General features: G+C 65.5%; 10 protein-coding genes. 3 read left to right on the top strand and 7 right to left on the bottom strand.

What is annotated here, in order from left to right:
- The 6 genes from nuoG to ndhC all read right to left on the bottom strand — a co-directional run bounded on the left by nuoG (position 1) and on the right by ndhC (position 7,311).
- Positions 1–2,727 carry an NADH-quinone oxidoreductase subunit NuoG gene (nuoG, locus tag BMZ48_RS09930; RefSeq protein ID WP_234981598.1) on the bottom strand — a complete coding sequence of 909 codons (2,727 nt, stop codon included), beginning with the start codon at positions 2,725–2,727 and terminating at the stop codon, positions 1–3.
- Positions 2,724–4,025 carry an NADH-quinone oxidoreductase subunit NuoF gene (gene nuoF, locus BMZ48_RS09925; protein ID WP_091534580.1) on the bottom strand — a complete coding sequence of 434 codons (1,302 nt, stop codon included), beginning with the start codon at positions 4,023–4,025 and terminating at the stop codon, positions 2,724–2,726. The genes nuoG and nuoF overlap by 4 nt, the downstream gene beginning before the upstream one ends.
- A gap of 79 nt (positions 4,026–4,104) precedes the next feature.
- Entirely contained in the window at positions 4,105–4,578 is a 474-nt protein-coding gene (gene nuoE, locus BMZ48_RS09920) for an NADH-quinone oxidoreductase subunit NuoE (RefSeq protein WP_091534579.1), read from the bottom strand.
- A 2-nt stretch (positions 4,579–4,580) separates the two neighbouring features.
- Entirely contained in the window at positions 4,581–6,347 is a 1,767-nt protein-coding gene (gene nuoC / locus BMZ48_RS09915; RefSeq protein ID WP_091534578.1) for an NADH-quinone oxidoreductase subunit C/D, read from the bottom strand.
- Positions 6,344–6,961 (bottom strand): NADH-quinone oxidoreductase subunit B, encoded by a 618-nt coding sequence (locus BMZ48_RS09910; protein ID WP_234981604.1) that lies wholly within the window; start codon positions 6,959–6,961, stop codon positions 6,344–6,346. The genes nuoC and BMZ48_RS09910 overlap by 4 nt, the downstream gene beginning before the upstream one ends.
- Positions 6,962–6,981: 20 nt before the next feature.
- The gene (ndhC, locus tag BMZ48_RS09905) at positions 6,982–7,311 is read right to left on the bottom strand and encodes an NADH-quinone oxidoreductase subunit A (protein WP_143383678.1); all 330 of its coding nucleotides are present in this window, start codon (positions 7,309–7,311) and stop codon (positions 6,982–6,984) included.
- 234 nt (positions 7,312–7,545) lie between these two features.
- On the opposite strand from ndhC, the gene nhaB reads away from it, so the two are divergent.
- A complete protein-coding gene (nhaB, locus tag BMZ48_RS09900) occupies positions 7,546–9,048 on the top strand; it encodes a sodium/proton antiporter NhaB (protein ID WP_091534574.1) in 1,503 nt (500 codons plus the stop codon).
- 87 nt (positions 9,049–9,135) lie between these two features.
- On the opposite strand, the gene rimK is transcribed toward nhaB, so the two are convergent.
- Positions 9,136–10,044, bottom strand: coding sequence for a 30S ribosomal protein S6--L-glutamate ligase (rimK, locus tag BMZ48_RS09895; protein WP_091534572.1), 909 nt, complete (start codon positions 10,042–10,044; stop codon positions 9,136–9,138).
- 85 nt (positions 10,045–10,129) lie between these two features.
- Between rimK and BMZ48_RS09890 the strand changes: the two genes are divergently transcribed.
- Together BMZ48_RS09890 and mnmG are read left to right on the top strand one after the other, a co-directional pair.
- On the top strand, positions 10,130–10,441 hold the full coding sequence (locus BMZ48_RS09890; RefSeq protein WP_091534570.1) for an Mpo1-like protein: 312 nt from the start codon (positions 10,130–10,132) through the stop codon (positions 10,439–10,441).
- Positions 10,442–10,513: 72 nt separating this feature from the next.
- Positions 10,514–12,403 (top strand): tRNA uridine-5-carboxymethylaminomethyl(34) synthesis enzyme MnmG, encoded by a 1,890-nt coding sequence (gene mnmG / locus BMZ48_RS09885; RefSeq protein ID WP_091534567.1) that lies wholly within the window; start codon positions 10,514–10,516, stop codon positions 12,401–12,403.
- Positions 12,404–12,524: the final 121 nt, after the last annotated feature.

Below are 12,524 nucleotides of genomic sequence, written 5' to 3'. Positions count from 1 at the left end.
TCACGGCCGTACCTCCCGCACGCTCAGTACCGTACCCGTCGCGAACGTCGGCACGCCGGGCAAGCCGCGCGGCACACCGGCGACATTCGCCGCAAACGTGGGGCTGACACGCAGCACGGCCTGCCAGCGCTGGCCGGCGGCCTCCACCTGCACCGTGGCGCCCGCGGTGAGACCGAGCCGCGCCGCCGTAGCCGGGTGCAGCACGAGATAGGGGGCTGCGACACGGCTTGCGATCGCATCCCCGCGCACCGACAACTCTTCCGAGCCGAACAATTCGTAGAGCCAGACAGTCTCCAGCTCGGCCGGTGCGCGATACCCAGGACGGTCGTGATAATGACCGCCGGGACCGGGCTCGATCAGACGCACACCGGGATCGCCGCCGCGCAGGGGACCGCCGATTTCCTGTTGGAACTTGTGCACCGACTGCACCGAGTTCCAGCGCGGATACCAGAAGATCGGGATTTCCGCCGGCGGTGCGCCGGTGCGTGCGCCTTCCATCGAAAATGCGAGCGGCGTGTCGGGATCCTGTGGCGGCCGCGGCTCGTGGATATCGCGCTGCGCGTGCATCGCCGTGCGCCCGCTGTAGCGATGCGGCTGACGCGGAATGCGGCTGCCGTGAATGCGGAATCGCGCCGATGGCGCGGCATCGACGATGCGCGCCAGCCGTGGATCGCTCCCCGCACACCCGGCGATCAGCGCATCGAGTGCGTCGCCGAGGTCCTGCCCGCGGGCACGCGCCACCTGCTGCAGCCAGCGCCAGGATTCGCGGATATCGCCTTCGGGCACATAGACCTGGAAATAGCGCTGCGCCCGCCCTTCGTAATTGACCAGCGTGCCGTCGGTTTCCGCGAACGCGCCCGCGGGCAGCAGCAAATCCGCCGCCTCTGCGGTCGGCGTCGCCAGCGCATCGATGACCACCAGGTGCGACAGGCGCATCAGCAGAGCCTGCAGCCGCGGTGCCGGCACGCGGCGGAACAAATCGTTTTCGAGCACGATCAGTGTATCGATCTCGCCGACCTCGATGCGCGCGAGCGCGGCGTCGAGGCCGGGACCGCCCAGCAGAGCCGTCCCCAGGCTGTTGCACTCGCTCGGCAGCAACGCGAGCCACGGCTTGCGGCCCGATCGGCCGAGCGCCGTGCACAGGTTGGCGACGACTTGCAGCAAGGCGGCCGAACCGCAACCCGTGCCGCTGACGATCAGCGGACGCTGGGCCCCCTTGAGCGCCTCGGCGATCGTGTGCGCCAGATGGATCGTGTCGCCGTCAAGCCCCGGTGCGCGCGGCTGGGTGTAGTCGAGCAGATGCACGATCTCCTGCGCGAGTCGCACCAGATCCTGCGGTGCGCCACGATAGGTGCGCGTCGCGATGCCATCGAGTCCGGTCGCCGCCGGCGTGCAGACGAACAAGGGGCTTTTCACCTCCTGCGCGAGCAGGCGCGCCGAGTGATCCTGCCAGCGCGGGACATGGGCAGCGTCAGCCATCGCATAAGCGCTCTGGCGCACGGCCTGCCGGATCGCGAGCGCGATCCGTGCGCCGGTCGCAAGCACATCCTCCCCGAGCACGAGCACCGCATCGGCCTGCTCGATATCGGCGATTGTGGCGATTTGCGCCGGCCCGCGCGCGAGCGTCTCGAGCACTAGATCATCGAGGCGGGCGGTTTCGGCGTCGATGCCACGGTGGAAGCGGTCGGCGCCGACCAGCGCACGCAGCGCATAATTGGCCTCCAGCGAAGCGCGGGGCGACCCGATCCCGAGTACGCGACCCTCGGCCAGCCAGCCCGCCAGCGTGGCGATCGCCGTATCGGCATCGACTGGCTGGCGGGCCGCGCCGCGATCGCGGCGCAGCGCCGCATGCCGCACCCGGCCTTGGGCATTGACGTGCTGATAGCCGTAACGGCCACGGTCGCAGAGGAAATAGCCGTTGAGCGCGCCGTGATAGCGGTTTTCGATGCGCTTGAGACGCCCGTAGCGCTCGCCCGGCATGATGTTGCAGCCCACCGCGCAGTGGTGGCAGATGCTCGGCGCCTGCTGCAAATCCCACTTGCGGGTGTATGACTCACCGTAGGTCTTGTCGGTGAACACGCCGGTGGGACACACCTCGACGAGGTTGCCGGAAAACGGGCTTTCGAGCACGCCATCGCTGGCGCGACCGAAGTAGACGTAATGATGCGCGCCGAACACGTTGAGATCGTCGCCGCCGGCATATTCGCGGTAGAAGCGCACGCATCGGTAACAGGCGATGCAGCGGTTCATTTCATGGCTGACGAACGGCCCGAGATCCTGGTTGACGTGGGTACGCTTGTGGAACCGGTACCGGCGGTAAGCGTGGCCGGTCATCACGGTCATGTCCTGCAGATGGCAGGCGCCGCCCTCCTCGCACACCGGGCAATCGTGCGGATGGTTGGTCATCAGCATTTCGATAACCGATGCGCGCATCTCCAGCGCATCCGGATGCGCGATGGCGATGCGGGTCTTGTCGGCGCAAGGCGTCATGCAGGCCATCACGACGCGGCCTTGGGTGTCGTTTTCGTCCTTGAACTGCGTCACCGCGCACTGGCGACAGGCGCCGACACTGCCGAGCGCCGGATGCCAGCAGAAGTACGGCAGATCAAAACCCAGCTCGAGTGCGACTTCGAGCAGGTTGCGCCGTGGATCGACGCGATACCGCCGGCCGTCGATCTCGATCGTGACCAGCGGCGCGGTCGCGGATCGCGCATCGCCGGCGCTCATGGACGTCCCCCTGCCACGGCGGCACTGCGCGCCGCGGCGCGTTCGAAGTCGAGTCGGAAATGCCCAAGCGCGCTTTGCAGCGGCTCCATCGCACCCGGGGCATGCGCACAAAACGTCCGTCCCGGCCCGAGCAGCCGGGTCATCTGGCGCAGGATCGTCAAATCCTCGGGACGACCCTGCCCGGCCTCGAGGCTGGCGAGGATTTTCTCGACCCAGGGCAATCCGTCGCGGCACGGCGTGCACCAGCCGCAGGACTCGCGCGCGAAAAAGCGCTCCAGGTTGCGAACCATGCCGATGACATCGGTCTGATCGTCGAGCACGATCATCATGCCGGTGCCCATGCGCGAGCCGGCCTTGGCGATGGAGTCGAAATCCATCGGCACATCGAGATGCTCGGCGGTCAAAAAATCGGTGCTCGCCCCGCCGGGCAGGAATCCGCGCAGCTTCAGGCCGGCACGCAGTCCGCCGGCATGGTCCTCGAGGATTTCGCGCACCGTCGTGCCCATCGGCAATTCCCAGGCACCGGGCCGGCGCAGCTTGCCGGAAGCGCCGTAGATCTTGGTGCCGCCATCCTTGCCCTTGGACAGGCCGCGGAACCACTCGGCACCGTAGTGGACGATGTGCGGCACGTTGCACAGCGTCTCGATGTTGTTGACGACGGTGGGTTTGCCGAACAAACCCGATGTCGCCGGAAACGGCGGCTTGGCACGGGGAATCGCGCGCTTGCCTTCGAGCGAGTTGATCAGCGCGGTTTCCTCGCCACAGATGTAACGGCCGGCGCTGGTGTGCAGATACAGGTCGAAATGGAAGTCCGAGCCCAGGATGTTCCGGCCCAGGCGGTTGCGCGCATAGCATTCCTGGATGGCCTTGCGCAACGCTCTGGCGGCCTCGACGTACTCGGCGCGCAGGAAAACATAGCCGATCGACGCGCCGATCGCGTACCCGCCGATCGTGATGCCTTCGATGAACTGCAACGGATCGCCTTCGAGCAGCAGGCGATCCTTGAACGTGCCGGGCTCCATCTCGTCGCCATTGGCGATGATGTATTTTTGCTTCGGCGCGTTCTCGCCCATCGGCACCAGGCTCCATTTCACGCCGGTCGGAAACCCGGCGCCGCCGCGCCCGCGCAGCCCCGCCGACTTCATCAGCGCGGTGACGTCTTGCGGGCTCATTTTCAGCGCCGCGCGCAGGCCCTGGTATCCACCGTGGCGTTCGTAATCCGCAAGACCGTACGGCGGGTGGTTCGGCCGGATGCGGTCGGTCAGCGGCTTACTCGGTGGCGAAGTGCGTGCGCTCATGCCCTTGCTCCCCCGCCGACCAGACACCGCCTGCAGGGCAGCGCATGCCGATCCCCTGTCTTCGATCCGCACCCGGTTTTCATGGATAACGCTCCAGAATCGCGCTCAAGCGCGCGGCATCGACGGATTCCAGATCGCGGTGCGTGTCCTCGTCGATCATCATCGCCGGGGCTCGATCGCAGGTACCCAGACAGCAGATCGGCAGCAAGGTGAAGCGGCCATCGGCCGTGGTCTGCCCGTAATCGATCCCCAGTTGGGCCTTGAGCAGCTCGGTCAAGCGCGGCTCACCCAGCATCCAGCAGGTCACCGAATCGCAGACATGGATCACGTGGCGGCCCACCGGCCTGCGGTAAATCAGGTTATAGAAAGTCGCCACCGCATCGACGTCGGCCGGCGAACAGCCCAGCTTGGCGGCGATGGCGGCAACGGCCTCGTCGCTGACCCAGCCGCGATGACGCTGGACGATCTTCAAGGCCTCGATGGTGGCGGCCGCTGGCTGTTCGTAATGCGCCAGCTCCCGGTCGATCTCGGCGATTTCATCTGGACTGAGCATGGTCACCGGTCCACGTCCGCCATGACGAAATCGATCGACGCGATGATCGCGATCAGGTCTGGCAGCATCAACCCGCGCGCCAGATACGGGATCATCTGCAGGTGCGCAAAGCTGGGGGTGCGGATGCGGGTGCGGTAACTCATCGTGCCGCCATCGCTGGTCAGGTAGTAGCTGTTCAAACCCTTGGTCGCCTCCACCGTCATCGTACATTCTCCCGGCGGGATCACCGGCCCCCAGGACACGTTGAGGAAGTGGTGGATCAAGGTTTCGATGTCCTGCATCGTGTGATCCTTGATCGGCGGCGTCGTCAGCGGGTGGCGCGCCTTGTAGTCACCGGACGGCATGTGCTTTAAGCACTGCTCGATGATGCGCAGCGACTGGCGGATCTCCTCGACGCGTACGAGGCAGCGGTCATAGGCATCGCCGTTCTTACCGGTCGGAATCTCGAACTCGAAATGCTCGTAGCCCGAATAAGGTCGCGCCTTGCGGTAATCCCAGGCATAGCCGGTCGCGCGCAGCCCCGGGCCGGTGACGCCCCATTCGATTGCCTCATCGGTACTGTACTGGCCGATGCCGATGCTGCGGCGCTTGAGAATCGTGTTCTTGAGCGCCATCTGTTCGTAGTCCTTGAGCCGCTTGGGCATCCAGTCGAGAAATTCGCGGACCCGCTTTTCCCAGCCACGCGGCAGGTCGGCAGCAACGCCCCCGATGCGAAACCACGCCGGATGCATGCGAAAGCCGGTGATCGCCTCGATGACGTCATACGCCTTCTGGCGATCGACGAACATGTAGAACACCGGCGACATGCTGCCGACGTCTTGCGCAAAAGTGCCGTAGAACAGCAAATGCGAGGTGATGCGGAAGAACTCGCAGAGCATCACACGGATCGTCTGCGCACGTTCCGGAACCTGGATGCCGGCCATGCGTTCGATCGCCATCAGATACGGCAGGTTGTTCATCACCCCGCCGAGATAGTCGATGCGATCGGTGTACGGAATGTAGCTGTGCCAGGACTGGCGCTCACCCATTTTCTCGGCACCGCGGTGGTGATAGCCGATGTCGGGCACCGCCTGCACGATCTCCTCGCCATCGAGCTGCAGCATGACACGGAACACACCATGCACGCTCGGATGGTTGGGACCGAGATTGAGGATCATGTAATCGTGATCCTCGCCGGCCGCCGTCATGCCCCATTCCTCGGGCTTGATGCGCAAGGCTTCCTGTTCCCGATCGACGCGCGCCGCATCCATCGTCAGCCGCTCGGCCTCGGTGGCACGCGCATAATGATCCTTGCGCAAGGGATGCCCCTGCCAGGTGCGCGGCATCATGATGCGCTGCAGATTGGGATGTCCGTCGAACCAGATACCGAACAAATCCCAGACCTCGCGCTCGTACCAGTTCGCGTTGAGCCACAGGCCGGTCACCGACGGGCAGTGCGGCGATTCGCCGCGGAGCGCGACCTTGATGCGCACATCGCTGTTGCGCTCGAACGACATCAAGTGATAGACGACGGTGAAATCCGCCGGCGGCAATCCATCGCGGTGCTGGCGCAGCCGCTCATCGACCGCGGTGAGGTCGTACAACATCCGGTACGGCTGCCGGATCTCGTGCTTGAGCAGCTTCATCACCCGCAGCAGCCGGCCGACCGGCACCCACATCGTCGGGATGCCGTCCGCAGTTGCCTGTTCGACGAAACCCTCGCCCGGGAACCGGGCATACAACTCGCCGATCACGCCCAGCGGTCGCATTTCCTCGCGGACGGCGCTCATACCTGATCCGGAGTTCTCAGATCCGTGACCGCCACGCGCTGCGCCTGCTTGGCATCGCGCATGGACAGGGCCGGCATGCGCGTCACCCCCTGCGGCCCGACCATCCACGACAGTGGCCGACGCTCGGTCTGGATCGACTTCTGCAGCAGAATCAGCGCCTCAAGAAAAGCCTCCGGCCGCGGCGGACAGCCGGAGATGTAAACGTCCACGGGCAGAATCTTGTCCACCCCCTGCACGACCGAATAGATGTCGTACATGCCGCCAGAATTGGCGCAAGACCCCATGGAGATGACCCACTTGGGCTCGAGCATCTGCTCGTAGAGCCGTTTGATCACCGGCGCCATCTTCAGGAACGGCGTGCCGGAGATGACGATGACGTCAGACTGACGCGGCGTCGCGCGGATGACTTCCGAACCAAAGCGGGCGAGATCATGCGGACTGGTGAAAGCCGTCGCCATCTCGACATAACAGCACGACAGGCCAAAATTGAACGGCCACAGCGAGTTCTTGCGCCCCCAATTCACCGCGGCCTGGGCCATTTCCTCGAGGCGGCCGAGAAAAACGCTCCTGCCCACCTGCTCGTCGAGCGTGGGTGCGGCCTGCGCCCCATCCATCCGCCTGAGGCTGTATTCCATCAATATCTCCGGTCAGCGGGCCGCTGACGCTTCGGCGCCCAGTCGAGCGCGCCGGTTCTCCACAGATACACCAGCGCGGCGATCAGGATGGCGAGAAATACCATGATCTCGACATAGCCGGCCCAGCCGGTTTCGCGCGCGGCGATGCCCCAGGCCAGCACATAGACGGCCTCGAGATCGAAGATCACGAAAAACATCGCGACGAGATAGAACTTCGCCGACAAGCGCAGGCGCGCGCCGCCGGTGGACACGATGCCGGATTCGTAAGGTTCGGCGCCAGCGCGCGTGAGACGGCTGCGCGGGCCAAGAAGGGCCGACAACCCCAGCATCACGGCGACGAGGCCGAGCACCAGGGCTGTGTAGAACGCGAGATCACCTAACGTCGAGCTTGGCTCCACGATACGCTCCACCGGCAGATAACTCCCCATTGTGCCACAGCCGCAGTCCCGGATGTAGCTGCGGACCACCGCAAAAGCAACGCTCGGCTTATGAAGCGTTTAGACTCCACCCACACCGCCCCGCTCACACGCCGGGGCATTCTCCACCGCCTTGGTGAAGCCCGCATGTCGCAGACGCTCGCGTTCGCGTTCGCACGCAATTTTCTCGGCCACGCGCCGAACTGGTACAAGTTCTGCATCCTCGGCTTTCTCGTGGCCAATCCAGTGCTGCTGTACACGGCCGGCCCCTTCATCACCGGCTGGCTGCTCGTCCTCGAATTCATCTTCACGCTGGCGATGGCCCTGCGCTGCTATCCGCTGCAGCCGGGAGGTCTGCTGGCGCTCGAGGCCGTCGCGCTCGGCATGGCGAGCCCGCAAGCCGTCTATCACGAGGCCGAACAGAACTTCCCGGTGATCCTGCTGCTGATGTTCATGGTCGCCGGCATCTATTTCCTGCGCGATCTGCTGCTCTACATCTTCACCAAGCTGCTGGTGAAGCTGCGCTCCAAGCTGCTGCTGTCGTTGATGTTCAGCTTCTCGGCGGCGTTGCTGTCGGCGTTCCTCGATGCATTGACCGTCACCGCCGTGGTCATCACCGTGGCCTTCGGCTTCTACGGTGTTTATCACCGCGTCGCGTCCGGCCGCGGGTTTGACGACGAGCACGACCAGAGCGACGACGCGCTGGTCCACGAACAGCGCCGCGCCGATCTGGAGACTTTCCGCGCCTTTCTGCGCAATCTGATGATGCACGCGGCCGTCGGCACCACGCTCGGCGGCGTGACCACGCTGGTCGGCGAACCGCAAAACCTGCTGATCGGCGAAATCGCGGGCTGGGACTTTGCCGAATTCTTCAGGCATGTCGCGCCGGTCTCGCTGCCGGTGGTCGCCGTCGGCTTTCTCACTTGCATCGCCCTGGAGCGGCTGCGCTGGTTCGGCTATGGCGCCGAGATGCCGGAGTCGGTGCGCGCGATCATCGCCCACTGGGAAGCCGAGCAAGACCGCAAGCGCGATGCGCACGACCGCCTGCGGCTGGCGGTGCAGGCGGTCACCGCCATCTTCCTCGTTGCCGGGCTTGCCCTGCACATCGCCGAGGTCGGTCTGATCGGCCTTTCGGTCATCGTGCTGACGACAGCGTTCAACGGCGTCATCGAAGAACGCCGGCTCGGGCATGCCTTCGAAGAGGCCCTGCCGTTCACGGCCCTGCTCGTCACCTTCTTCGCGATCGTCGCCGTAATCCATGAACAGCACCTGTTCACGCCGCTGATCGAGTACGTCCTGGCCCAGGAAGGGAAAATGCGCCTAGGGCTGATGTTCGTCGCCAACGGCCTGCTGTCGATGATCAGCGACAACGTCTTCGTCGCGACGATCTACATCACCGAAGTCAAGCAGGCGCTCGAGAGTGGTGCCATCAGCCGCGAGCAGTTCGACCTGCTCGCCGTGGCCATCAACACCGGCACCAACATCCCCAGCGTGGCCACCCCCAACGGGCAAGCCGCTTTCTTGTTTCTGCTGACGTCGGCGCTGGCACCGTTGATCCGGCTCGGGTATCTGCGGATGCTGTGGATGGCATTGCCGTACACGATCACGATGTCGGGAACGGGCCTGCTCGCAACGATTTACCTGCTATAGAGAATTCGCACCACACCCGGCCCGCAGCGCAGACCGCACGCCCCGCGGAAAGCAAGCTTCTTCGCATGCCGCTGCGCGCCGCCGGCGCTAGCCACGCCCGCCACGGGCGGGCGCGCGCCGAGGACGCGCGTGACGCTCGACGAAGGCGATGATGCGGTCGGCGACATCGACTCCCGAGGCCGCCTCGATGCCTTCGAGCCCCGGAGAGGCATTGACCTCGAGTACCATCGGCCCGCGCGCGGTGCGCAGCATGTCCACCCCGGCGATATTCAGGCCGATCGCCCGCGCCGCGCGCAGCGCGGTCCGCCGCTCCTGCTCGCTGATCCGGACCGGCTCGGCGCTGGCGCCGCGATGCAAATTGGCGCGGAATTCACCCGGCCGCGCGACCCGGCGCATCGCGGCGACGACCTTGTCGCCGACGACAAAGCAACGGATGTCCGCACCGGCGGCCTCCGCGACGAATTCCTGCACCAGGAAATAGGCCTCGAGCCCACGGAACGCCTCGATCACCGAGCTTGCGGCGGCATCGGTCTCGGCGAGCACGACGCCCTGCCCCTGCGTACCTTCGATCAGCTTGATCACCATCGGCGCACCGCCGACCAGGCGCATGACGCCGGCGGTATCGTCCGGTGAGTGGGCAAAGCCGGTCGCCGGCATGCCGATGTTGCGGCGTGCCAGCAACTGCAGCGCGCGCAGCTTGTCGCGCGCGCGTGTGATCGCCAGCGACTCATTGACGCAGTACACCCCCATCATCTCGAACTGGCGCACGACCGCGGCGCCGTAGAAAGTCACCGACGCACCGATACGCGGGATCACGGCATCGAACCCCTCGAGCCGGCGGCCGCGGTACCAGATCTCCGGATGGCCCGGGCGGATGTTCATGTAGCAGCGCAGCACATCGACGACGCGCACGCTGTGGCCGCGCGCCTCGGCGGCCTCGACCAGGCGCCGCGTCGAATACAAACGGCGGTTGCGCGACAAAATGGCGATCTTCATGGCAGCCCTGGTGACCCGAGGAAGATGGCTTGTCCGCCGTCGGCGGCGGTCTATACTGGGCCGCAAATCATCCGGGAGCGTCGCCATGAATGCCACCACCGGCTTCAAGACCCTCGCCGAGTTCTATCCGTACTACCTGCAGGAACACTCCAACCGCACCTGCCGGCGCCTGCACTTCGTCGGCAGCACGCTGGGCCTCGTGCTTGCTTTCGCCGCCGTGCTCACGCAGACCGGGTGGCTGCTCGCGGTGGCGCTCGTGCAAGGCTATGCCTGGGCCTGGGTCGGTCATTTCTTCTTCGAGCACAACAAGCCCGCCACGTTCAAGCATCCCTGGCTGTCCTTCCTCGGTGACTGGAAGATGTGGTGGCAGATGCTCACCGGGAAAATCCCGTTCTGAACCCGCAGCCAGCCGCACACCGGACCACCGCGCCGGCGTAGAATCCGCGCTCCGCCTGGGGTGTGTTCGGGTATGTCGCAGCATCATCAGTTCGATGTCATCGTCGTCGGTGGCGGCCACGCCGGCACCGAAGCCGCGCTCGCGTCTGCACGCATGGGCTGTACGACGCTGCTCGTCACCCAGAACATCGAAACACTCGGGCAGATGTCCTGCAATCCGGCGATCGGCGGCATCGGCAAAGGGCATCTGGTCAAGGAAATCGACGCCCTCGGCGGCCTGATGGCCCGTGCTGCGGACCGCGCCGGCATCCAGTTCCGCATCCTCAACGCATCCAAAGGTCCCGCCGTGCGCGCCACGCGCGCCCAGGCCGACCGAATGCTCTACAAGTGGGCAGTGCGCGAGGCGCTGGAGAACCAGGACAGGCTGACCCTGTTCCAGCAGGAAGTCGAGGATTTGATCGTCGAGGGCACGCGCGTGCGCGGCGTGATCACCCGCCTGGGACTGAAGTTTTTTGCGCACTGCGTCGTGCTCACCACCGGCACCTTCCTCGGCGGCCGCATCCACGTCGGCTTGTCGAACCATGCCGGCGGCCGTGCCGGTGATCCCCCCTCGCTGCCGCTGGCCGCGCGCCTGCGCGAACTGCATCCGCGCGTCGGCCGGCTCAAGACCGGCACCCCTCCCCGGCTCGACGGCCGCACGATCGACTGGTCGCAACTCGAGGAACAGCCGGGCGATGTGCCCGTGCCGGTGTTCTCGTTCATGGGCTCGGCCGCCGAGCATCCGCGCCAGGTGTCCTGCTACATCACCCACACCAATCCGCAGACCCACGACATCATCCGCAGCGCGTTCGACCGCTCGCCGATGTTCACCGGTCTCATCGAGGGTGTCGGTCCGCGCTACTGCCCGAGCATCGAAGACAAGGTCAACCGTTTCGCCGAACGCGAGCGTCACCAGATCTTCCTCGAACCCGAGGGCCTGAACACGCGCGAGATTTACCCGAACGGCATCTCCACCTCGCTGCCGTTCGATGTGCAGGAACGCTTCGTGCGCACGATCAAAGGGCTCGAGCGCGCACGCATCACCCGCCCGGGCTATGCGATCGAGTACGACTACTTCGACCCGCGCGACCTGCTGCCCTCGCTGGAAACCAAAATCATCAGCCACCTTTTCTTCGCCGGTCAGATCAATGGCACGACCGGCTATGAGGAAGCCGCGGCCCAGGGTCTGCTCGCCGGCATCAATGCCGCGCGCAAGGCGCGTGAACTGCCGCCGTGGGTACCGCAGCGCCACGAGGCCTACATCGGCGTGCTCGTCGACGATCTGATCACGCTCGGCACCACCGAGCCTTACCGCATGTTCACCTCGCGCGCCGAACACCGCCTGCTGCTGCGCGAAGACAACGCCGATCTGCGTCTGACCGAGACCGGGCGCGCGCTGGGCCTCGTCGATGACGCGCGCTGGGCGGCTTTCTGCGCCAAGCGTGAGGCGATCGAGCGCACGCGCGCGCATCTGGATGCGCTCTGGCTCAAGCCCGCGCGACTGCGTGCACCGGCCTTCGTCGAAATCTTCGGTGAGCCGCCCACGGACGGCGGGCTGTCCGGCACCGATCTGCTGCGCCGCCCGCAAGGCAGCCATACCGTGCTCAAGCGGCTCGGGCTGCTGCCGGACGACCTCGACGCAGCAATCGCCGAACAAGTCGAGATCGACATCAAGTACGCCGGCTATATCGAGCGCCAACGCAGCGAGATCGAGCGCAACCGCCGCTACGAGGATGCGGTGCTGCCGGCAGATCTGGACTACGCCACCGTCAGCGGCCTTTCGAACGAAGTGCGGCAGAAACTCGCCGCGCACCGCCCGCAGACGGTCGGCCAAGCCGCGCGTATCTCCGGTGTCACGCCGGCTGCGGTCTCACTGCTGCTGATCCATCTGAAGAAATGCGGCGCCTTGCGGCGCAGCGCCTGAAACCCGATCGCACGAACGACGGCAAACGGCCCCAGCCGTGCACGGTTCGCTTTGCATTCATGACCGATTCAGCGCCTGCGCTTACGCTGCCTCGCATCTTTCATCCACACAAGGAGATCCG

This window comes from Fontimonas thermophila (assembly GCF_900113085.1).
Lineage (GTDB): Bacteria > Pseudomonadota > Gammaproteobacteria > Nevskiales > Nevskiaceae > Solimonas > Solimonas thermophila.
Note: the sequence above shows the minus strand (reverse complement) of the source record. Positions and strands in the feature narration are given on the sequence as shown.

What these genes read in the sequence shown, in the direction of transcription:
- nuoG (WP_234981598.1), bottom strand. Translation starts at nt 2,727, where the DNA reads ATGAGCGCCGGCGATGCGCGATCCGCGACCGCGCCGCTGGTCACGATC.
- nuoF (WP_091534580.1), bottom strand. Translation starts at nt 4,025, where the DNA reads ATGAGCGCACGCACTTCGCCACCGAGTAAGCCGCTGACCGACCGCATC.
- nuoE (WP_091534579.1), bottom strand. Translation starts at nt 4,578, where the DNA reads ATGCTCAGTCCAGATGAAATCGCCGAGATCGACCGGGAGCTGGCGCAT.
- nuoC (WP_091534578.1), bottom strand. Translation starts at nt 6,347, where the DNA reads ATGAGCGCCGTCCGCGAGGAAATGCGACCGCTGGGCGTGATCGGCGAG.
- BMZ48_RS09910 (WP_234981604.1), bottom strand. Translation starts at nt 6,961, where the DNA reads ATGGATGGGGCGCAGGCCGCACCCACGCTCGACGAGCAGGTGGGCAGG.
- ndhC (WP_143383678.1), bottom strand. Translation starts at nt 7,311, where the DNA reads ATGCTGGGGTTGTCGGCCCTTCTTGGCCCGCGCAGCCGTCTCACGCGC.
- nhaB (WP_091534574.1), top strand. Translation starts at nt 7,546, where the DNA reads ATGTCGCAGACGCTCGCGTTCGCGTTCGCACGCAATTTTCTCGGCCAC.
- rimK (WP_091534572.1), bottom strand. Translation starts at nt 10,044, where the DNA reads ATGAAGATCGCCATTTTGTCGCGCAACCGCCGTTTGTATTCGACGCGG.
- BMZ48_RS09890 (WP_091534570.1), top strand. Translation starts at nt 10,130, where the DNA reads ATGAATGCCACCACCGGCTTCAAGACCCTCGCCGAGTTCTATCCGTAC.
- mnmG (WP_091534567.1), top strand. Translation starts at nt 10,514, where the DNA reads ATGTCGCAGCATCATCAGTTCGATGTCATCGTCGTCGGTGGCGGCCAC.